This is a genomic window from Pseudomonas putida, from assembly GCF_004357765.1.
In the GTDB taxonomy this organism is placed as follows: domain Bacteria; phylum Pseudomonadota; class Gammaproteobacteria; order Pseudomonadales; family Pseudomonadaceae; genus Aquipseudomonas; species Aquipseudomonas putida_U.
Genome location: NZ_SMTE01000021.1, coordinates 1 through 20404 on the forward strand (window position 1 = coordinate 1; position 20404 = coordinate 20404).

The 20404-nt window shown below is 62.6% G+C and carries 16 protein-coding genes; 4 read left to right on the forward strand and 12 right to left on the reverse strand.

Annotated elements, in window-relative coordinates:
- The 4 genes from E2H86_RS26115 to E2H86_RS24160 form a co-directional block, all read right to left on the reverse strand.
- The coding region (locus tag E2H86_RS26115; protein ID WP_207955653.1) for a hypothetical protein at positions 1 to 224 on the reverse strand (224 nt) is incomplete at its 3' end.
- A gap of 83 nt (positions 225 to 307) precedes the next feature.
- Positions 308 to 1762, reverse strand: coding sequence for an AdeC/AdeK/OprM family multidrug efflux complex outer membrane factor (locus E2H86_RS24150; protein WP_133332023.1), 1455 nt, complete (start codon positions 1760 to 1762; stop codon positions 308 to 310).
- Positions 1759 to 4911: a multidrug efflux RND transporter permease subunit TtgB gene (gene ttgB, locus E2H86_RS24155; RefSeq protein WP_133332024.1), complete on the reverse strand. Its 3153-nt coding sequence runs from the start codon at positions 4909 to 4911 to the stop codon at positions 1759 to 1761. The genes E2H86_RS24150 and ttgB overlap by 4 nt, the downstream gene beginning before the upstream one ends.
- 3 nt (positions 4912 to 4914) lie before the next feature.
- Positions 4915 to 6069, reverse strand: coding sequence for an efflux RND transporter periplasmic adaptor subunit (locus tag E2H86_RS24160; RefSeq protein WP_133332025.1), 1155 nt, complete (start codon positions 6067 to 6069; stop codon positions 4915 to 4917).
- Positions 6070 to 6324: 255 nt separating this feature from the next.
- On the opposite strand from E2H86_RS24160, the gene E2H86_RS24165 reads away from it, so the two are divergent.
- A complete protein-coding gene (locus tag E2H86_RS24165; RefSeq protein ID WP_133332026.1) occupies positions 6325 to 6957 on the forward strand; it encodes a TetR family transcriptional regulator in 633 nt (210 codons plus the stop codon).
- 103 nt (positions 6958 to 7060) lie between these two features.
- Here the strand turns inward: E2H86_RS24165 and E2H86_RS24170 are convergent, their stop codons facing one another.
- The gene (locus tag E2H86_RS24170; RefSeq protein ID WP_133332027.1) at positions 7061 to 8512 is read right to left on the reverse strand and encodes an MDR family MFS transporter; all 1452 of its coding nucleotides are present in this window, start codon (positions 8510 to 8512) and stop codon (positions 7061 to 7063) included.
- A 366-nt stretch (positions 8513 to 8878) separates the two neighbouring features.
- Here E2H86_RS24170 and E2H86_RS24175 point away from each other — a divergent pair, with 366 nt between their 5' ends.
- The gene (locus E2H86_RS24175; protein ID WP_133332028.1) at positions 8879 to 9748 is read left to right on the forward strand and encodes an isocitrate lyase/PEP mutase family protein; all 870 of its coding nucleotides are present in this window, start codon (positions 8879 to 8881) and stop codon (positions 9746 to 9748) included.
- A 27-nt stretch (positions 9749 to 9775) separates the two neighbouring features.
- Here E2H86_RS24175 and E2H86_RS24180 read toward each other — a convergent pair whose 3' ends face one another.
- Entirely contained in the window at positions 9776 to 10696 is a 921-nt protein-coding gene (locus E2H86_RS24180; RefSeq protein WP_133332029.1) for an AraC family transcriptional regulator, read from the reverse strand.
- Positions 10697 to 10915: 219 nt separating this feature from the next.
- Here E2H86_RS24180 and E2H86_RS24185 point away from each other — a divergent pair, with 219 nt between their 5' ends.
- Positions 10916 to 11209, forward strand: coding sequence for a putative quinol monooxygenase (locus tag E2H86_RS24185; protein WP_133332030.1), 294 nt, complete (start codon positions 10916 to 10918; stop codon positions 11207 to 11209).
- A gap of 47 nt (positions 11210 to 11256) precedes the next feature.
- Complete coding sequence (locus tag E2H86_RS24190) at positions 11257 to 11490, forward strand: hypothetical protein (RefSeq protein WP_133332031.1); 234 nt, start codon at positions 11257 to 11259, stop codon at positions 11488 to 11490.
- 13 nt (positions 11491 to 11503) lie between these two features.
- Here E2H86_RS24190 and E2H86_RS24195 read toward each other — a convergent pair whose 3' ends face one another.
- The 6 genes from E2H86_RS24195 to bglX form a co-directional block, all read right to left on the reverse strand.
- Positions 11504 to 12109, reverse strand: coding sequence for a flavin reductase family protein (locus tag E2H86_RS24195; RefSeq protein ID WP_133332032.1), 606 nt, complete (start codon positions 12107 to 12109; stop codon positions 11504 to 11506).
- Between the two features lie 116 nt (positions 12110 to 12225).
- Complete coding sequence (locus E2H86_RS24200; protein WP_133332033.1) at positions 12226 to 12630, reverse strand: heme utilization protein; 405 nt, start codon at positions 12628 to 12630, stop codon at positions 12226 to 12228.
- Positions 12631 to 13311: 681 nt separating this feature from the next.
- Positions 13312 to 14631, reverse strand: coding sequence for an MFS transporter (locus E2H86_RS24205; RefSeq protein ID WP_133332034.1), 1320 nt, complete (start codon positions 14629 to 14631; stop codon positions 13312 to 13314).
- Between the two features lie 264 nt (positions 14632 to 14895).
- A complete protein-coding gene (locus E2H86_RS24210; RefSeq protein ID WP_133332035.1) occupies positions 14896 to 16230 on the reverse strand; it encodes a sigma-54-dependent transcriptional regulator in 1335 nt (444 codons plus the stop codon).
- On the reverse strand, positions 16224 to 17981 hold the full coding sequence (locus tag E2H86_RS24215; RefSeq protein WP_133332036.1) for an ATP-binding protein: 1758 nt from the start codon (positions 17979 to 17981) through the stop codon (positions 16224 to 16226). Before E2H86_RS24215 ends, E2H86_RS24210 begins: the two co-directional genes overlap by 7 nt.
- A gap of 96 nt (positions 17982 to 18077) precedes the next feature.
- Positions 18078 to 20366 (reverse strand): beta-glucosidase BglX, encoded by a 2289-nt coding sequence (bglX, locus tag E2H86_RS24220; RefSeq protein WP_133332037.1) that lies wholly within the window; start codon positions 20364 to 20366, stop codon positions 18078 to 18080.
- Positions 20367 to 20404: the final 38 nt, after the last annotated feature.

Sequence of the window (20404 nt, forward strand, 5' to 3'; positions counted from 1 at the left end):
CGCACCTGGCCCTCCAGCCATCTCCACTCGGCCTCCTGAGGTCGCGGGTAGATCAAGAGCAAGAGCAAGATCAAAAGCCAGAGCAACGGCAGGCGAATCGCTGCGCTCTCGCTTTTCCCTTTACCTTCGTTTTGGGTTGTTGCGGATCTCGCGATCTGTCTTTCGAAGATAACGCCCGTGGCGGCGCCGCCGCCGAAGGCGGAAGGGGCCAGTAGCGCCGCCACATCCCTAGGATCAACCACCCAACCCCAAAGCCAAAAGCCAAAAAGCCCACCGCAAGGGTGGGCTCGATGGCGTGACCGGGCGATCAGCCTTGCGGCGTACCGACCGCAGCCTGCTGATTGGCCTCGCCGGTGCGCTCGTACCAACCACCGCCAAGTGCCTTGTACAGGTTGACCTCGCTGGTCAGCTGCGACAGACGATCGCTGATCAGTGCCTGCTGGGCGCTGAACAGGTTGCGCTGGGCGTCGAGGAACGTCAGGTTGCTGTCGATACCGATGCGGTAGCGACGTTCGGCCAGACGATAGTAGTCCTGGTTCGCCTGCACCAGGTCACGCTGCGCCTGCAGCTGCTCCTTGAAGGTCTTGCGCGCCGCAAGGCCATCTGAAACCTCCTGGAAGGCGGTCTGGATGGTCTTTTCGTACTTGGCGACGTTGATGTCCTTCTGGATCTTCGAGTAGTCCAGGCTCGCCTTCAGGCTGCCGGCGTTGAAGATCGGCAGGTTGATCTGCGGCTGGAACAGCCAGGTGCCTTGGCCGCCTGCGAACAGGTGGCCCATGTCCGGGCTCAGGCTACCGGCGTTGGCCGTCAGGCTGATGCTCGGGAAGAACGCAGCACGCGCCGCACCGATGTTGGCGTTGGCGGCCTTGAGCAGGTGCTCGGCTTCCTGAATGTCGGGACGCCGTTGCAGGACGTCGGACGGCAGGCCGGCCGGCAACTCGGCCAACTGCTCGGCACCAAGTTCCAGTGGCTGAGGCAGATCGGCCGGGATGCCGGTGCCGAGCAGTACGGCCAGGCTGTTGACGTCCTGGGCGACCAGGCGTTGGTACTGCGAATACTTGACCCGCGCGCCTTCCACAGCCGTACGCGCCTGGCTGAGGTCGAGGGCGGAGGCGACCCCGACTTCATTGCTACGGCGGGTGAGGTCGTAGCTTTCCTCGTAAGTCTTGAGGGTTTCCTGGGTCAGCTTCAGCAGCGCCTGGTCGGCCTGCCAGGTGTAGTAGGCGTTGGCCACGCTGGCCACCAGGGCGATCTGCGTGGAGCGGCGTGCCTGCTCGCTGGACAGGTAGGTTTCCAGGGCTTGCTCGGTCAGGCTGCGCACCCGACCGAACAGGTCCAACTCGTAGGCACTGACGCCGAGGGTGGCCGAGTACTGGCTGGTGATGTTGGATTCACCGGTGGTCGACATGTTCGCCGGCACCCGCTGACGGCTGCCGCTGGCGGTGGCGGAGACCGCCGGCAGCAGGTCGGCGCGCTGGATGCGGTACTGGGCGCGGTAGGCGTCGATGTTCAATGCCGCCACACGCAGGTCGCGGTTGTTCTCCAGCGAGGTCTGAATGAGCTGCTGGAGGGCCGGGTCGTGAAAGACCTGGCGCCAACCTTGTTCGGCCGCGGCCACTTCGGCCGACTGGGCCGGGGAGTACGCGGGGCCTTGCGGCCACTGCGCGGCCACCGGCGACTCCGGGGTCTGGTAATCGGGAATCAGCGAGCAACCGCCGAGGATGAAAGCGGTTACTGTCAGGGACAGCAAAGACTTGGTCATTGCCCAGCCTCATAACTTGGAGTTTCAGGGGTGGCGTCTTTTTTCGGCTGTTTGCTGCCGAACAACGACGACACTGCGACGAAGAACAGCGGTACCCAGAAGATCGCCAGCACGGTCGCACTGATCATGCCGCCGATTACCCCGGTACCGATGGCGTGCTGGCTGCCTGCGCCTGCGCCACTGGAGATGGTCAACGGTACCACGCCGAGGATGAACGCCAGCGAGGTCATGATGATCGGGCGCAAACGCATACGGCATGCCTCGATGGCTGCGTCGTACAGGCTGCGACCGTCTTCGTGCAGTTCTTTGGCGAATTCGACGATCAGAATGGCGTTCTTCGCCGCCAGACCGATGGTGGTCAGCAGGCCGACCAGGAAGTACACGTCGTTGGACAGGCCGCGCAGGCTGGTGGCGATCAGCGCACCGATGATACCCAGGGGTACCACCAGAACCACGGCGATCGGAATCGACCAGCTCTCGTACAGGGCTGCCAGGCAGAGGAACACGAACAGTACCGACAGGGCAAACAGGGCCGGCATCTGCGAGCCGGAGAGTTTTTCCTCGTAGGACATACCCGTCCAGGAGTAGCCGATGCCGGTTGGCAGTTCGCCAGCGATGCGCTCGACTTCGGCCATGGCTTCGCCGGTACTGTAGCCTGGGGCCGGGGCACCGAGAATCTCGACCGCTTCCACGCCGTTGTAGCGCGACAGCTTCGGCGAACCGTAGGTCCACTCGCCGGTGGCGAACGAGGAGAACGGCACCATCTCGCCCGCAGCGTTGCGCACGTACCACTTCTGCAGGTCTTCCGGGCTCATCCGCGAGTTCGGCTGACCCTGGATGTACACCTTCTTGACCCTACCGCGATCGATGAAGTCGTTGACGTAGCTGGCACCCAGTGCGATCGACAGGGTGTTGTTGATGTCGGAGATGGTCACGCCCAGGGCGCTGGCACGCTCGTCATCGATGGTCAGCTGGTACTGCGGCTCGTCGTTCAGGCCATTCGGGCGCACGGCGCTGAGGATCTTGCTCTGCGCGGCCTTGGCCAGGAACTGGTTGCGCGCTTCCATCAGCTTGGCATGGCCAACCCCGGCGCGGTCCTGGAGGAACACGTCGAAGCCGGTGGCGTTGCCCAGTTCGAGTACCGCCGGCGGGGCGAAGGCGAACACCATGGCATCGCGGAAGCTGAAGAAATGTTGCTGGGCGCGGCTGGCCAGGTTGAACACGCTGTTTTCCGCAGAGCGCTCGTCCCATGGCTTGAGCATGATGAACGCCATACCCGAGCTCTGGCCGCGACCGGCGAAGTTGAAGCCGTTGACGGTGAACACCGACGACACGGTATCGGCTTCGTCCTTGAGCAGGTACTTGCGCATATCGTCGATCACCACCTGGGTGCGCTCGGCGCTGGAACCGGCTGGCGTCTGCACCTGGGCGAACAATACGCCCTGGTCCTCTTCGGGCAGGAACGCAGTCGGGATGCGAGCGAACAGCCAGATCATGCCGACCACGATCAGCGCATAGGCCAACAGGAAGGGTAGCTTGTTGCGCAGAATGGTGCCGACGCTGCGCTCGTAGCCTTGAACGCTGCGGTCGAAGTTGCGGTTGAACCAGCCGAAGAACCCACCCTTGGCGACGTGATGCTCACCTTTTTTCAACGGTTTGAGCATGGTCGCGCACAAGGCTGGCGTGAAGATCAGCGCCACCAGCACCGACAGGCCCATGGCCGAGACGATGGTGATGGAGAACTGTCGATAGATCACACCGGTGGAGCCACCGAAGAAGGCCATCGGCAGCAGTACCGCCGACAGTACCAGGGCAATACCGACCAGAGCGCCCTGGATCTGCCCCATCGAACGTTTGGTCGCTTCCTTGGGCGGCAGACCTTCCTCGGACATCACCCGTTCGACGTTTTCCACCACGACGATGGCGTCGTCCACCAGCAAGCCGATGGCCAGGACCATGGCGAACATGGTCAGGGTGTTGATGCTGAAGCCGGCGGCGGCGAGGATGCCGAAGGTACCCAGCAACACCACCGGAACGGTCATGGTGGTGATGATGGTGGCACGGAAGTTCTGCAGGAACAGGTACATCACCAGGAAGACCAGAACCACTGCTTCGATCAGGGTGTGGATAACCCCGCTGATCGATTCGGTGACCACTGGCGTGGTGTCGTACGGGAACACCGCTTTGACCCCAGGCGGGAAGAACGGCTCGAGATCGCTGATGGTCTTGCGCAGCGCCTTGGCGGTATCCAGGGCGTTGGCACCGGTCGCCAGCTTGACCGCCAGGCCCGAGGCCGGCTTGCCGTTGAACTGCGCACTGATGGCGTAGTTCTCGCCACCCAGGCCTACCTCGGCGACATCGCCCAGGCGGACCTGCGAGCCATCGGTGTTGACCTTGAGCAGGATGTTCTGGAACTGTTCGGCGGTCTGCAGGCGGGTCTTGCCGATGATGGTGGCGTTGAGCTGGGTACCCGGTACCGCAGGCAGGCCGCCAAGCTGGCCGGAGGACACCTGGACGTTCTGTGCGGCCACCGCGGTCTTGACGTCGACCGGGGTCAGCTGGAACTTGTTCAGCTTGGCCGGATCGAGCCAGATTCGCATCGCGTACTGTGCACCGAACACCTGGAAGTCACCGACGCCGGCTGTCCGCGAGATCGGGTCCTGCATGTTGGAGACGATATAGTTGGCCAAGTCGTCCTTGGTCATGCTGCCGTCTTCGGACACCAGGCCGATCACCATCAGGAAGTTCTTCACTGCCTTGGTGACGCGGATACCTTGCTGCTGCACTTCCTGCGGCAGCAGCGGGGTAGCCAGGTTCAGCTTGTTCTGCACCTGGACCTGCGCCGTGTCGGGGTTGGTGCCCTGCTCGAACGTGGCGGTAATGGTCATGCTGCCGTCGGAGTTACTTTCCGAGGACACATAACGCAGGTTGTCGATACCGTTGAGCTGCTGCTCGATCACCTGCACCACGGTGTCCTGCACCGTCTGCGCCGAGGCGCCCGGGTAGGTCACGGCGATGGCGATGGCCGGAGGCGCAATGCTCGGGTACTGGTTGATAGGCAACTTCAGGATCGACAGGGCGCCGACCAGCATGATCACCAAGGCGATGACCCAAGCGAAGATCGGTCGATCGATAAAGAACTTCGACATGGTTTACTCCGCTTTGGCGTCTGCTTTGGCCGCACTGGCCTGATCGGGGGCCGCTGCCTTCTTGACGTTGCTGGCTTCGCCGACCTTGACCTCGACGCCAGGGCGCACGTATTGCAGGCCCTCGGTGATCAGGCGATCGCCAGCGTTGAGGCCGGATTCGATCAGCCAGTCGCTGCCTACGGTACGGCTGGCCTTGAGCTGGCGCAGTTCGACTTTGTTTTCCTGGTTGACCACCAGGGCGGTCGGCGCGCCTTTGAGATCGCGGGTCACGCCTTGCTGCGGGGCGAGAATGGCCTTGGAGTTGACCCCAGCCTTGAGCCGCGCATGAACGAACATGCCGGGCAGCAAGGTGTGCTCGGGATTGGGGAAGACCGCACGCAGGGTGACCGAGCCGGTGGTCTCGTCGACCGATACTTCGGAGAACTCGAGGCGGCCTTCCTGCTTGAACAGGGTGCCGTCTTCCAGCACCAGTTGCACCGAAGCGGCATTGTCGCCGGCTTTTTGCAACTGACCGCTTTCCAGTTCACGGCGCAGTTTCAGCAACTCGGCGGTGGACTGCGTGACATCGACGTAGATTGGGTCGAGCTGCTGGATGGTCGCCATGGCGTTGGTCTGGCCGTTGCTCACCAAGGCGCCCTCGGTGACCGCCGAGCGTCCGATACGGCCGCTGATCGGGGCCAGGACCTTGGTGTAGCGCAGGTCGATCTGGGCGCTCTTGAGCGACGCTTCGGCCTGCAATCGTTTGGCATTGGCGTCGTCGTATTCCTGCTTGGACACAGCCTGTTCGTTGACCAGTTGCTTGTAGCGCTCGGCCAGCGAACGGGTCGATTGCAGATTGGCCTGGGCATTGGCCAGATTGGCCTCATAGACGGACGGGTCGATCTGGTACAGCTGCTGGCCTTCCTTGACCTCGCTACCTTCTTTGAACAGGCGCTTGAGGATGATGCCGTTCACCTGTGGGCGCACTTCGGCTACGCGGAAAGCGGTGGTCCGCCCCGGCAGTTCCGTGGTGAGGGTGAAGGGCTGGGGCTGCAAGGTCACCACGCCGACCAGCGGCGGCTGGGCAGCGGGGGCGGCTTGCTCTTGCTTGCAGCCACTGAGCAAGGTTGCCAGGGCGACGGCGGAAACCAGAGCGGTAACGGCTGGCTTGAATTGCATGGGGATCCTCGGGTCGCTAGAGCAGGTAGACGCTCAAGAGTAATGGAAGAGTCTTGTCAGAAAAAATCTTATCGAGTGGATAAGTAGCTTACTAACGAATATACTTACATTCACGGTTGTTTGTAAATACCGCTGCTGGGCACATCGCTATCCCCGCAGCCCTTGATTAGCCATCCGGTAGGCGCCCTGCAGAGGCGCCGCCGGCCGATTTCCTGCAGGCAAATAGCTTGCTGGCGCAGATGAGGTCCTACTGCCATGGTCCGACGAACCAAAGAAGAAGCGCTGGAAACCCGCGCTCAGATCATCGAGGCCGCGGAGAAGGCGTTCTACAAGCGCGGTATCGCGCGTACGACACTGGCCGACATCGCCGAACTGGCAGGCGTGACCCGCGGCGCGATCTATTGGCACTTCAGTAACAAGGCTGAACTGGTGCAGGCGCTGTTGGACTGCCTGCACGAAACCCATGACCACCTGGCTCGGGCCAGCGAAAGCGAAGATGAACTCGACCCGCTCGGCTGCATGCGCAAGCTGCTGCTGCAGGTGGTGCAGGGCCTGGTGCTTGACGCCCGGACTCGGCGAATCAACGAAATTCTGCATCACAAGTGCGAGTTCACTGATGACATGTGTGAGATTCGTCAGCAGCGCCAGGGCGCGGTGCTGGATTGTCATGAGGGCATCACCCTGGCGCTGGCCAATGCCGCCCGTCGCGGGCAGTTGCCTGCTGACCTGGATGTGCAGCGTGCGGCGGTCGCCCTGTTTGCCTATGTAGACGGCTTGATTGGCCGCTGGTTGTTGCTGCCTGACAGTTTCGACCTACTGGGTGACGCGGAAAAATGGGTCGATACAGGGCTCGATATGCTGCGCTTGAGCCCAGCGCTGCGCAAATGACTCTTTGTGAAGGATTGTGAGGAAGTGTTTCCCCGGTGGATTAAGCCGGGATTAACGCTTCCTCAAAGCAGATTCCATCAGCGCTATCCGGTCCCACGGGTTCTCAGCGCCCGCGCAATTGCCGGTCTGGCAGGGCGAGCGCTGCGAACAGGCCGAGCAATGCCACCCCGGCACTGGCCATCAGTACATGGCGGAACGTCTCCAGCAGACGCGCCTCGGTCGCTGGATCGGCTTCCCCGGTCTGCAGGCTGCCCAGCAGCGGGTTGCCCAGCGCAGCGAAGCCGTTGTGCTGCAACAAGGCCAGCAACAGGCTGGACATGCACGCCACCCCCATGGCGCCGCCCAGGGAGCGGAACAGGTTGGTGGTGCTGGTGGCAACGCCGATGTCGCCGCGTTCCACGGCGTTCTGCGTACCTACCAGTGCGGTCGGGAACTGCAGGCCGCAAGCGATCCCGGTCAGCAGCATGAACAGGCCACTGAGCCAACCTGCCTGGGGCGGCGTCAGGGCCATGGCGCCGATGCTCAGCGGCATCAGCAGCGCTCCGGCGAGTATTTGCGGTTTGTAGCGGCCGATGCGGCTGGTCATTCGCCCACCATAGAATGCCCCCATCGGTAAACCCATGGCCAACGGCAGCAGATGCAGCGCCGCACTGTCTGCCCCCGCACCGGTGATGCTCTGGAAACGAAGGGGCATGATCATGGTGAGGGAAATCGACTGAAAGCCGGCGAAGAAGATCACTGCCCAGCACAGCACGGCGGCCCGGTTGGCAAACAATGGCATCGGCAGCAATGGCTCCGGACAGCGCCACTCATGGGCGATGAACAATGTCAGGCCGAGCAGGGCGCAGGCGAACATCGCCAGCACTGCGGGCGCAGTCCATGGCTCGCCCTGGCCGACCAAGGTGATGCCCAGGAGCAGGCTGCCCAGGCCAAGGACCAGCAGCACGGCGCCCAGGTAGTCGACCCGGGCCCGGCGGGTAGCCATCGGCAAGTCGGCCATGGCCCGGTGGATCGCCCACAATGCCAGTACTCCGAGCGGCAGGTTGATCCAGAACACCCAGCGCCAGGACAGGTACTCGGTCAGCCAGCCGCCCAGCACCGGGCCGGCGACGCTGGCAATGGCATACATGCTGCTGAAATAGCCCTGGTAACGACCGCGCTCACGTGGCGGGACGAAGTCGCCAATGATCGCCTGGCTCACCGAGACCATGCCGCCTGCGCCGATCCCCTGCAGCACTCGGGCCCGCACCAGTTGTGGCATGTCCTGGGCCAGCGCGCAGGCGATCGAGGCCAGGGTGAACAGGCTGATGCCGGTGAGGATCATGCGCCGGCGCCCATACAGGTCGCCGAGTTTGCCGTAGATCGGCACCGCGACGGTCATCGCTACCATGTAACCGGAAATCACCCAGGCCAGCAGGCCAACGTCATTGAACTGCGCGGAGATCGCGGGCATGGACACGGCCACGATGGTCTGGTCCAGGGCACCGAGGAAGATGGCCAGCATCAACGCACTGAGGACGTTACGCAAGGCGGCGGGGGGGAGGGCGGCAGTCACGGCATTACCTTGTTCGAGCACGATAGCGATGTTTTTTTCGCGGATTGGCGGGATTGTAACCGGAGTTAGGTAGCTTCCTATGTACTATCTGCATCCCCTATGCAAGATCGGCATTGGCGCTTTCATCCAGTGCGACATGGCTGCGTGATATCGTGACAGGGCCACAACGGCTGAAAACCGGGGCTTGCACCAGCATGGTGCAGCAAAATGTCGCAGGTTTTCCGCGCCGTTGCATCCCACACCTTATATCCCTCTGCCTGCATGTCGAGCATGACCGCCCAGATGGCGACGGTTGGAACAGGTCAGGTGGACCCGATTCAGGGCTCGGTAGCAAACGTTCAATTTTACCTTTCAAGCGGAGTGATCATGCCCAAGGCTTCCCATCAAGATCTGCGTATTGCCTTCCGCGAGCTGCTCGCTTCGGGTGCGTGCTACCACACCGCGTCGGTGTTCGACCCCATGTCGGCGCGGATCGCCGCCGACTTGGGTTTTGAAGTCGGTATCCTGGGGGGCTCGGTCGCCTCGTTGCAGGTGCTGGCTGCCCCCGATTTTGCGCTGATCACCCTCAGCGAATTCGTCGAACAGGCCACGCGTATCGGTCGTGTGGCCCAATTGCCGGTTCTGGCCGATGCCGACCATGGTTATGGCAATGCGCTGAACGTCATGCGCACGGTGATTGAGCTGGAGCGCGCTGGTGTAGCGGCACTGACCATCGAGGATACCCTGCTGCCGGCGCAGTTCGGCCGCAAGTCCACCGACCTGATCCCGGTCGACGAGGGCGTCGGCAAGATCCGCGCGGCCCTCGAAGCTCGGGTCGACTCGTCGCTGTCGATCATTGCCCGCACCAATGCCGGCGTACTCACGACGGAGGAGTGCATCGTGCGCACCCAGAGCTATCAGAAGGCCGGTGCCGACGGCATCTGCATGGTAGGCGTGAAGGATTTCGATCAACTCGAGCAGATCGCCGAGCACCTGAGCGTGCCGCTGATGCTGGTGACCTACGGCAATCCCAACCTGCGTGACGACGAGCGTCTGGCGCGGCTGGGCGTGCGCGTAGTGGTCGATGGCCACGCCGCTTATTTCGCTGCGATCAAGGCGACCTACGATTGCCTGCGCTTGCAGCGCGGCCAGCAGAACCGCTCCGAGAACCTCAGTGCTACCGAGCTCTCGCACACCTATACCCAGCCTGAGGACTACATCCGCTGGGCCAAGGAGTACATGAGCGTCGAAGAGTGAGCGCTCGGGCGTCTCTTTCAGCAGTTCTCAGCTGGCGCTGGCGCGCAGCCGCGCTACATCTCGGATCGGCGGCGCACCATACAACCGGCTGTATTCCCGGCTGAACTGCGAGGGACTCTCGTAACCCACCCGATAGGCTGCCACCGCCGCTTCCAAGCCATCGTTGAGCATCAAGCGCCGTGCTTCCTGCAGGCGCAGTTGCTTCTGGTACTGCAACGGGCTCATCGAGGTCACCGCCTTGAAGCGGTGGTGCAGGGTCGACATGCTGAGATTCACCTCGCGCGCCAGGTCCTCGATGCGCAAGGGTTGCTGGAAGTTCTGGTTGAGCCAGGTGATGGCTTGGCTGACGCGGTGGGTCTGGCTGTTGGCCAGTGCTATTTCGTACAGGCGATAACCCTGCGGCCCACGCAGCAAGCGGTAGAGAATTTCCCGACGGATCAATGGCGCGAGCATGGCGATATCGCGAGGGGAGTCCAGCAGGCGAATCAGCCGCAACAGTGCATCGAGCAGTTGCGGGTCGGTTCGCTCCACATACAAGCCTCGCCCGGACGGCAGGTTGGGTACCAGCATCGGTCCGCTTTCGGCAATCAACTGGCTGATTTCAGCCGCGTCCAGGTCCAGGCGAATGCCCAGGCTGGGGTTTTCCGGACTGGCGTCGAGCCTGACGCCACTGAGCGGCAGAGTCACCGAGACGACCATATAGTGCAACGGATCGTAGGCATACTGCTCGTCACCGAGAAACAGGCTTTTGCTGCCTTGGGCCAGGATGCACAAAGCGGGTTGGGCCAAGGTTGGCACGGAGCGGACGTTCTCGGTGTAGCGCACCAGGTATAGGTCGTCGATAGCCGATGCCGGGCCGTGGGGCTCGCTGGCATGCCGACGGATCAACTCGGCCAGTTCCTGACGTTGCGCTTCCAGAGTCGGTTCGATGGACGGGGCGATGGTCATGGTGGCGTTCCTGGCGTTCTCACAGTGGTGTGCTGACCGACGCAGCATAGGTTTGGGCAACGCTGCGCGCTAGTCGAAACCTGCCTGTCGATTGCCTGATCCTGTCGCGCCGCAGGATCAGGCAATCGATGAGCAGTATTGGCCTAACGCGCCTCACGTGCGTGACCCTAACCTTGGCAGCCTGGTGTTTACGTCCGCCCGCTTCAAGGAGATCGTGCAATGACCCTACGACAACCGGTCACCCATTTGGCTTTCATCCGTGCCAGCAGCGGTCGCTCGGCAGAGCTCGGTGCACGCCTGCGCGACCTGCTCGAACCATCGTTGCGTACGCCAGGTTGCCTGAGTTTCACCGTGCAGCGTTCGCAGGCCGATGATGACCTGTGGTTGCTCAGCGGCAGCTGGAGCGACCAGCAGGCCATGCGTGGATACTTCGCCTCGCCCACCCTCGATGTGTTCGGCGAACTGGTGCAGGCCCAGGTCTTGCGTAGCCTGGACCTGCACACCTTCGACTGATGCATGGGGTAAGATGCTGCCCCTCGATCAAGCAAGCGGAAAGCGACATGGCACGTAGAGAATTCCCGCACTTCGAAGCGGTTTCGGCGATGGTTCCAGTGGAAGGCGGTGGCTACCACGCCGCCATAGCCGTCAAGGCCCTGGGCATGGGCGGCGCGCCACGTTTCCATAAGGTGCTCGAAGAGCAACTGTTCAAGAGTGCCCTGGCGGCCGATGCGGCCGCCTGTGCCGAACTCGAGCGCCTGCAAGGCGTCGGCGAGCAAGGCGAGCTGATCTGGTGATCGGCGTCACCCGTCACACCTGCGGGCGGGTCATCTTGAACAGGTTGCCCAGCTCGAAATAGTCCGCCGGACCGCCGCCGCGCAGGATCGGCTCGGCGGCGACAGTGTCGTAGATCCCGTCCTTGAGCAAGTGTTCGGCAATGTGCACTGCCACCACTTCGCCAAGAATCAACCAGCTCGGCACTGGCTCCTGATCGGCACGCTTGAGCTGGACGATCTGACTCACCTTGCACTCGAAGGCCACCGGGGTTTCGCCCACGCGGGGTACCTTGACGATGCGCGAGGGGGTAGCGGTCAGGCCGCTTAACTCGAATTCGTTCACATCCGCCGCAACGGCCGCGCAACTCTGGTTCATCTGCTCGGCCAAGGGGCGCGTGGCCAGGTTCCAGACGAACTCGCCGGTCTGCTCGATGTTGTTCAGGCTGTCTTTGCGCCCGACACTGCAGAAACCGATGATCGGTGGGATGTAGTTGAAGGCGTTGAAGAAGCTGTACGGCGCCAGGTTCAGCCGACCCTCGCTGTCCTGTGAGGAAATCCAGCCGATCGGTCGCGGACCGACGATGGCGTTGAAAGGATCATGGGGCAGGCCGTGGCCTTTTGCGGGTTCGTAATAGTACATCTGCTTTGGGCTGGTAGGCCCACCTCCTGTAGATGAGGCGCCTAGTGTGCCAAGCCTCGGGACGTCTGGGAATGATCAAGCCCGGACAAGGCCGGGCTGGTAGGGCGCATCAGAGATCAGCTGATGCGGTTGGCTTGGGTGCGGTCGAAACCGTCTTCCGCGAAGCGTTGTGCGCCGGTGTGATCGAAACCGTCTTCCGCGAAGCGCTGTGCGCCGGTGTGGTCGAAGCCGTCTTCGGCGAAGCGCTGTGCGCCGGTGTGATCGAAGCCGTCTTCAGCGAAGCGTTGTGCGCCGGTGTGATCGAAACCGTCTTCGGCGAAGCGCTGTGCGCCGGTGTGATCGAAGCCGTCTTCGGCGAAGCGTTGTGCGCCGGTGTGATCGAAACCGTCTTCAGCGTAGGTTGCCGATTGGCTTTGTACGGCGGCGAAGCTATGAGCGTTGGTACGTTCGAAGCCATCTTCGGCGTAAGCGCCAGCGGCGAAGACCGAGAGAGCCAGGGTGAGGATCAGAGTGTTTTTCATGGTCAGTGCTCCTTTGGGGACGAGAGGTTGTTTGCTTCTATGGGTTTCATCCTACGCCGAATAATTTGATTAAAAAGCGCAAAAAATAGAGCTTAAAAATCGATTTTATCGATGTGTTTGGGTGCTCCCTTTGAGCCACGGCTCTGCGGTGCTAGGAAATGGAGGCTGGCGTGATGAATTTGCCCTGTGAATCAATGATGTGGGCTGGGCATTAATTGCAGGTTAAGGCTGGAGCTGGTCTGCATTCAGATTGGGAACGATCCATTTTGTGTAGCGGCGCTACTGGCTCCTTCCGCCTGAACGGCGGGCAACTTCTTTTCTTGGAAAAAGTTGCACAAAACCGCTGCTCCCACATCCGGCCCCTACGCTGCGCTTCGGGGTCCCCTCGCTCCGGCGGCTTGCGGGCCCGCGCGGCCTCCGGAGGTCGCGGGTAGATCAAAAGCAAAAGCAAGAGCAAGATCAAAAGCCAGAGCAACGGCAGGCGAATCGCTGCCCGCGTTCTGTCATTCGAAGATAACGCCAGTGGTGGCGCCGCCCCTAACTTTGCGACGTCAGGAGGCCGAGCGTAGGCGCCTGTAGGGCCAGGTGCGCAGCACCAAACCAGCTACCTCGACTACCCGTGAAACTGAAAAAGGGCGCCCATTTCACCGGCCGCCCTTTTTCCATTGCGAGGTATCACGCTCAGTCAGTGGTGATCCGCGAATGCTGCTTGGTGTCTTTCATGGTGGCGTAAACCAGCAGCGAGCAAGCGATGCAGCCGGTGACATACCAGTAGAACCCGCTCTCCAGACCGACGCTCTTGAACCACAGCGCCACGTATTCAGCGGTGCCGCCGAAGATAGACACGGTCAAGGCATACGGCAGGCCTACGCCCAGGGCGCGAATTTCGGTAGGGAACAGCTCGGCCTTCACCACAGCGTTGATCGAGGTATAGCCGCTGACGATGATCAGAGCCGCCATGATCAGGAAGAACGCACCCCACCAGGTCTCGATGGTGTGCAGGGTACTGAGGATCGGTACGGTGAACAACGTGCCCAGGACACCGAAGGCGATCAGGATGGGGCGGCGGCCGATCTTGTCGGAGAGGCCGCCGATCACCGGCTGCAGGCACATGAACAGGAACAGCGTAGCGGCCGAGATGGTGGTCGAGTCGCTGATGCTCATGCCCACTGTGTTGACCAGGTACTTCTGCATGTAGGTGGTGTAGGTATAGAAGGCCAGCGTGCCGCCCATGGTCAGGCCGACCACAGTCATCAGTTCCTTGGGGTGGCGCATCAGTGTGCGCATCACGCTTTCCTTGGCTTTTTCCTTCTTGGTGAACGAAGCCGTTTCTTCCATGCCGCGACGCAGCCACAGCGCGACCACTGCGCACATCGCGCCGATCACGAAGGGCACGCGCCAGCCCCAGGCGTAGAGCTGTTCGGTGGTCAGGGTCTGTTGCAGGATGATCAGCACCGCCAGGGCGATGAGCTGACCGGAGATCAGGGTCACGTACTGGAAGCTGGAGAAGAAGCCGCGGCGGTCCTTGGTGGCCATCTCGCTGAGATAGGTCGCGGAGGTGCCGTATTCACCACCAACCGACAAACCTTGTAGCAAACGTGCGATGACCAGCAGGATCGGAGCGGCGACGCCGATGGTGTCGTAGCCGGGGGTCAGGGCGATGACCAGCGAGCCTGCGCACATCAACAGCACCGAGGCCATCAGTGCGGCCTTGCGTCCCTTGCGGTCGGCGTACAGGCCCATCAGCCAGCCACCGATCGGGCGCATCAGGAAGCCCACGGCGAAGATCGCGGCGGTGTTGAGCAATTGTGCGGTGGTGTCGCCGGCAGGGAAGAAAGCTTTGGCGAAATACAGGGAGAATGCGGCATAGACGTACCAGTCGTACCACTCCACCATGTTGCCGATGGAACCGCTGAAGATCGATTTCAGACGGCTGGACGTGGACTTTTCAGCGGCGGGCGCGACGGCCGCCCCGGCTGGCAGGGAGGTGGCGTTATCCATCTGGGATACCTTCTCGTTGTTTTTGTGGAGCGCGCCTGAGCGCAGCTTGCCAGGGCAATTGCAGAAGGTGTGCCAAACGGGGGCGCCGTGATTCATTTGAGTGCGTGGCGGGTTCCAAGCGTCCATGGAAGCCCCGTCGATACTGGCCTGGGGCACTGCTTTCAGCAACAACGAGATTGCCCCGGGTGGGACTTCAGGGCAGCCCCATGCGCCCTGGTGAGCGATCTTCCGCTTATTGTGCGGGGCTAATGAGCGGAAAACCGCCTATTGCCGCGGAAGAAAATCTTCCCGCGCCAGGCCATGCCGTTGCATCTTTTCATTCAATGTACGCCGCGGCACTTGCAGCGCTTCCATCACGGCTTTTATTTCACCGCCATGCTGGCGCAAAGCCGCGCGCAAGCATTGGGCCTCGAACGCTTCCATCTGTTCAACCAGCGAGGGGCCGGCCGGAGCCACCTCGATGTTCGACGCGCCGAGCCCCAGGGCATGGCGCTCAGCCGCATTGGCCAGCTCGCGGACATTGCCCGGCCACTCATGGGTCAGTAGTTGCGCCAACTGCGGCCCCGATAACGCAGGCGCGGTGCGGCCCAGCCGTTCAGCCGCCGCCCGGGAGAAGTGCTCGAACAGCAAGGGGATGTCCTCACGCCGCTCCCGCAGCGGTGCCAGGCGCAGTTCGGCGACGTTCAGGCGATACGCCAGGTCTTCGCGGAACCGCCCGGCGCGGGCCTCTTCAAGCAGGTCAGGCTTGGTGGCGGCAATGATCCGCAGATCGACGCTGATGCTCTGGTTGGCCCCCAGCCGCTCCAGTTTCTGCTCCTGGATCACCCGCAGCAGCTTGGCCTGTTGGGCCAGGGGCATGCTTTCGATCTCGTCGAGGAACAGGGTGCCGCCGTTGGCGTACTCCAGCTTGCCGATACGTTTGCCTTGGGCGCCTGTGAATGCACCGCTTTCATGACCGAACAGTTCGGCCTCGAACAGCGTTTCGGGAATGGCTGCGCAATTGAGTGCGACGAAGGGTTTGTCGGCGCGCGGGCCGAAGTCATGCAGGCAGCGCGCGACCCGCTCCTTGCCACTGCCGGTCTCTCCGCGAATCAGTACGTTCACCGGCAGGTTGGCAAGGTCCAGCACCTGTCGGCGCAACTGTTGCAGGCCTTGGGACATGCCTAGCAGGGTCGCCTCCAGGCGCGACTTGAGGTCGGCCTGCTCATGCAGGTGGCGGTTCTCCAGTACCAGTTGGCGCTTTTCCAAGGCGCGGCGTAGGCTGCCCAGCAGGTGCTGCGGAGTGAAGGGTTTCTCCAGGAAATCATAGGCGCCGTTGCGCATGGCCTCGACCGCCATCGGCACATCGCCGTGGCCGGTGAGCAGGATCACCGGCAAGTCGGGGTCATCGCCTTGCAGGCGTTCGAGCAATTGCAAACCGTCCATGCCCGGCATCCGCACATCGCTGATCACCACGCCTGGAAAGTGGCGGGGCAGTTGGGCGAGGCAATCTTCGGCGCGGCCGAACAACTGCACGTTGAAGCCGGACAGGCTCAACCACTGCTCGACTGCTGTACGGATACTGGCTTCATCGTCGACGACGATCACGGAATTCAACATGCAGGCTCCTGATCTTGGGGCAGGGTGAGGCTCAGGCGGGCACCCCCAGGCAGGTTCTCGGCCTGCAACTGGCCACCTGACTCATGAACGATACCGTAGGAAATCGCCAGGCCCAGACCAAGTCCTTCGCCCACGGGCTTGGTGGTGAAAAAGGGATCGAAGATCCGTGCCAGGTCCGCTTCAGGAATGCCGCCGCCGGTGTCCAGAATACTCAGGCGCCACTGCGTTGCTTCGGGCTCGATGCGAATCTCCAGACGTTTGTAGCCTTTGTCGGCCATGGCGTCGAGACTGTTGCGCAGCAGATTGATCAGCACCTGCTCGAGACGGATGGCGTCACCGCGTACCCAGGCCGGTCGCGCCAGGTACAAGGCGACCTCGACGTCGTCGGCGCGGATCCGCGTTTGCAACAGGTGCAGGGCCTGGTCGACGACTACGGCCAGGTCCAGGCGCTCGCGCAGGCCGACTGGGCTGTTGCGCGCGAAGGTCTTCAGGTGACCGGTGAGCGCGGCCATGCGCGTGAGCATCTGCTCCAGCGGCTCCAGGGCCTGACGTGCCTCCTGGTAGCGGCCGTGGTCGAGCAACAGGCGCAGGGTTTCGAGTTGCATGCGCTGGGTGGTCAACGGCTGGTTGATCTCGTGGGCCATGGCGGCTGACATCTGCCCCAGCGCGGCCAGCTTGGCCGACTGCACCAGGCCTTCCTGTGCGGTACGCAGCTCCCGGGTGCGTTCTTCGACCTGGCGTTTGAGTTCCTCACGGCTGCGCTGGCGCACGCGGGCCAGGCGTAGGCGCTGGCTGACGAACAGCATGGCGAATACCAGGCTCAACCACACAGCGGCAGCACCGAGTGCCGCGTTGCGCCCGGCGGCTTCGACCTGGGGCTTGCGCAACAGGTGCAGGGTCCAGGCTTCGGCATCCAGTGGCAGACTTTCCCACAAGTATTCGGCGCTGCCTTCCGGGCCCTGGACGCGGCTAAGGTGGCTGTTGGCGGAAAAGCGGGTCAGTATTTCGTGTTGCAAGGGCACCAGGGGGTGCTTGTTGTACTGACGGGTTTCGGCCAGCTCGGCACGGTCGGCGCTGTTCAAAGGCTCAAGCTCGCGGTAGCGCCAGCCGTCCTGATTGGCGATGAAGGTGATGCCACGGGCGTCGCTCACCAGCAGCACATCGCTGCCCTGACGCCACTCTCGCTCCAATTCCGGGAACTCCAGTTTGACCACCATGGCGCCGAGAAAGCGGCCCTGCTCGTCGGTGATGGCGTTGGCGAGAAAGTACCCTGGCACGCCACTGGTCACACCGACACCGTAGAAGCGGCCGCTGCCCTGGCTGCGGGCCGCCTTGAAGTAGGGCCGGAAGGCATAGTTGAAGCCGACGTAGGAGGTCGGCAAACGCCAGTTGCTGGCCGCGATTGCAAGGCCCGTGCGGTCGAGCAGTTCGAGGGTGGAGGAATTGGCTGCACCATTGATGCGTTCGAGCTTGCGGTTGAGGGCGTCGCGGGTGGTTTCATCGACCGGCCCGGCCAAGGCCTGGATCAGTTCTGGATCCAGCGCCAGTACGGCAGGCAGCGCCCGGTAGCGGTCGATCAAGGTTTGCAGGGCGTTGGCATAGAGTGTCAGTTGCTGGCTGGCACGCAAGGCATCGTCCCCCATTGCCTGACGCTTGGCCTGGTGCATTGCCCAGCCGGCACTCAGTGCAGTGCCGACCAGAATCAGCAGGGTGATCAGCCCCAGACGCAGGGCGCGAAAGGAAAACGGCATGGGAGCGGTCCGGGAAATTGCACTATCGGGGCCTGCCCTTTGTCGGGTGAACCCGCTCCTGGCGGAGCGGGCTTGTCTGGCGAAAGGGGCGGTACGTTACAGCAACTCGAAGCTCGCCTGCTGCACGTTCTCGGAGTCCAGCCCGACCTGGACATTGAACTCGCCAGGTTCGGCCACTCGCTGTAGCTGGGCATTGTAGAACTTCAGATCGTTTTCGTTGAGCGTGAAACTCAGGGTGCGCGACTCACCCGCCTTGAGCATCAGCTTCTCGAAGTGCTTGAGCTCTTTCACCGGGCGGCTCATCGAGGCGGATACATCCTGCAGGTACAGCTGAACCACGGTTTCACCCTCACGCTTGCCGGTGTTCTTCACCGTGACCTTGGCTTCCAACGTGCCGCCACGCTGGAGTTGCTTGGTCGACAGGCGCAACCCGGACAGCTCGAAGGTGCTGTAGCTCAGGCCATAGCCGAACGGGTAGAGCGGACCATTGGGCTCCTCGAAATACTGCGAGGTGTAGTTGCCCGGCTTGCCCGGCGTGTAGGGGCGGCCGATGCGTGTATGGTTGTAGTACATCGGGATCTGGCCGACCGAGCGCGGGAAGGTGATGGCGAGCTTGCCGGCCGGGTTGTAGTCACCGAACAGCACGTCGGCGATGGCGTTACCGCCCTCGGTCCCGGCGAACCAGGTTTCCAGGATGGCATCGGCCTGCTCCCGCTCCCAGCCGATCGACAGCGGACGGCCGTTCATCAGCACCAGGACCAGCGGTTTGCCGGTGGCTTTCAGGGCCTTGATCAGGTCGCGTTGGACCGCTGGGATTTCCAAGGTGGTGCGGCTCGACGACTCGTGGGACATACCGCGCGATTCGCCGACCACGGCGACCACCACGTCCGATTGCCTGGCCGCCTTGACCGCTTCGTCGATCAGCAGGGAGGCGGGGCGAGGATCGTCGACGATTTCCGGAGCATCGAAGTTGAGGAAGTTCAGGTAGTCGAGGATGGCCTTGTCACCGGTGACATTGGAGCCTTTCGCATAGACCAGCTTGGCCTTGCCCTCCAAGGCCCGGCGCAGGCCTTCGCGGACGGTGACAGAGTGCATCGGTTTGCCGTCGGCGGCCCAGCTACCCATCATGTCGATCGGCGCATCGGCCAGTGGTCCGACCAGGGCGATGGTGCCGGACTTCTTCAGCGGCAGGGTCTGCTGGCGGTTCTCCAGCAGCACCAGGCTGCGCCGCGCCACGTCGCGGGCGGCTTCGCGGTGCAGGCGGTCGTCGGTGTAGTAATCCTTGAGGTCGGTCTCGGCCTTGCCGATGCGCACATAGGGGTCCTTGAACAGACCCATGTCGTACTTGGCGCCCAGAACCTCTCGTACCGCCTGGTCCAGTTCGGCGCGTGACACCTCGCCGGACTTCAGCAGCCCTGGCAGTTCCTCGCCGTAAAGGGTGTCGTTCATGCTCATGTCGATGCCGGCCTTGATCGCCAGCTTGGCGGCTTCGCGACCGTCACGGGCGACGCCGTGGCGGATCAGCTCCTGGATGGCACCATGATCGCTGATGGTCACGCCCTTGAAACCCCATTCCTTGCGCAGCAGATCGTTCATCAACCAAGTGTTGGACGTGGCCGGCACGCCATTGATCGAGTTGAGCGCGACCATCACCCCGCCGGCACCGGCATCCAGTGCGGCGCGGTAGGGTGGCAGATAGTCGTTGTACATCTTCGGCAGGCTCATATCGACCGTGTTGTAGTCGCGTCCGCCTTCCACCGCACCGTACAGGGCGAAGTGCTTGACGATGGCCATGATGCTGTCGGCGTTGGCTGGGCTGCTGCCCTGGAAAGCGCGGACCATCACCTGGCCGATCTTCGAGGTCAGGTAGGTGTCTTCGCCGAAGCCTTCGCTGGTGCGCCCCCAGCGTGGGTCACGGGCGATGTCGACCATGGGGGCGAAGGTCATGTCCAGCGCGTCGGCCGACGCTTCGATGGCCGAGGTCCGACCGACCTTGGCGATGGCCTCCATGTCCCAGGTCGCCGCCAGGCCCAGGCCGATCGGGAAGATGGTGCGCTCGCCGTGGATGGTGTCGTAGGCGAAGAACATCGGGATTTTCAGGCGGCTGCGCATGGCGGCATCCTGCATGGGCCGGTTCTCGGGTGCGGTACGCGAGTTGAAGGTGCCGCCGATACGCCCTGCGGCGATTTCCTCGCGGATCTTTTCGCGGGGCATTTCCGGGCCGATGCTGATCAGGCGCAGTTGGCCGATCTTCTCGGCCTCGGTCATTTGTCCGATGAGGTGGTCGATGAAGGCCTGCTTGTCCTGCAGGGGAGGAGCGGTCGGGGCGGCGAGGGCGGCCTGGGCGGCCAGGGCCATGGCCAGGCCCAGCAAAGACAGTTTCATCGTGAATTCCGTGGTCGGGGCCTTGGCTTTAACCAGAT

Bases quoted from the DNA above. Each gene is read 5' to 3' on its own strand.
- E2H86_RS24150 (WP_133332023.1), bottom strand. From the start codon at position 1,762: ATGACCAAGTCTTTGCTGTCCCTGACAGTAACCGCTTTCATCCTCGGC.
- ttgB (WP_133332024.1), bottom strand. From the start codon at position 4,911: ATGTCGAAGTTCTTTATCGATCGACCGATCTTCGCTTGGGTCATCGCC.
- E2H86_RS24160 (WP_133332025.1), bottom strand. From the start codon at position 6,069: ATGCAATTCAAGCCAGCCGTTACCGCTCTGGTTTCCGCCGTCGCCCTG.
- E2H86_RS24165 (WP_133332026.1), top strand. From the start codon at position 6,325: ATGGTCCGACGAACCAAAGAAGAAGCGCTGGAAACCCGCGCTCAGATC.
- E2H86_RS24175 (WP_133332028.1), top strand. From the start codon at position 8,879: ATGCCCAAGGCTTCCCATCAAGATCTGCGTATTGCCTTCCGCGAGCTG.
- E2H86_RS24180 (WP_133332029.1), bottom strand. From the start codon at position 10,696: ATGACCATCGCCCCGTCCATCGAACCGACTCTGGAAGCGCAACGTCAG.
- E2H86_RS24185 (WP_133332030.1), top strand. From the start codon at position 10,916: ATGACCCTACGACAACCGGTCACCCATTTGGCTTTCATCCGTGCCAGC.
- E2H86_RS24190 (WP_133332031.1), top strand. From the start codon at position 11,257: ATGGCACGTAGAGAATTCCCGCACTTCGAAGCGGTTTCGGCGATGGTT.
- E2H86_RS24195 (WP_133332032.1), bottom strand. From the start codon at position 12,109: ATGTACTATTACGAACCCGCAAAAGGCCACGGCCTGCCCCATGATCCT.
- E2H86_RS24200 (WP_133332033.1), bottom strand. From the start codon at position 12,630: ATGAAAAACACTCTGATCCTCACCCTGGCTCTCTCGGTCTTCGCCGCT.
- E2H86_RS24205 (WP_133332034.1), bottom strand. From the start codon at position 14,631: ATGGATAACGCCACCTCCCTGCCAGCCGGGGCGGCCGTCGCGCCCGCC.
- E2H86_RS24210 (WP_133332035.1), bottom strand. From the start codon at position 16,230: ATGTTGAATTCCGTGATCGTCGTCGACGATGAAGCCAGTATCCGTACA.
- E2H86_RS24215 (WP_133332036.1), bottom strand. From the start codon at position 17,981: ATGCCGTTTTCCTTTCGCGCCCTGCGTCTGGGGCTGATCACCCTGCTG.
- bglX (WP_133332037.1), bottom strand. From the start codon at position 20,366: ATGAAACTGTCTTTGCTGGGCCTGGCCATGGCCCTGGCCGCCCAGGCC.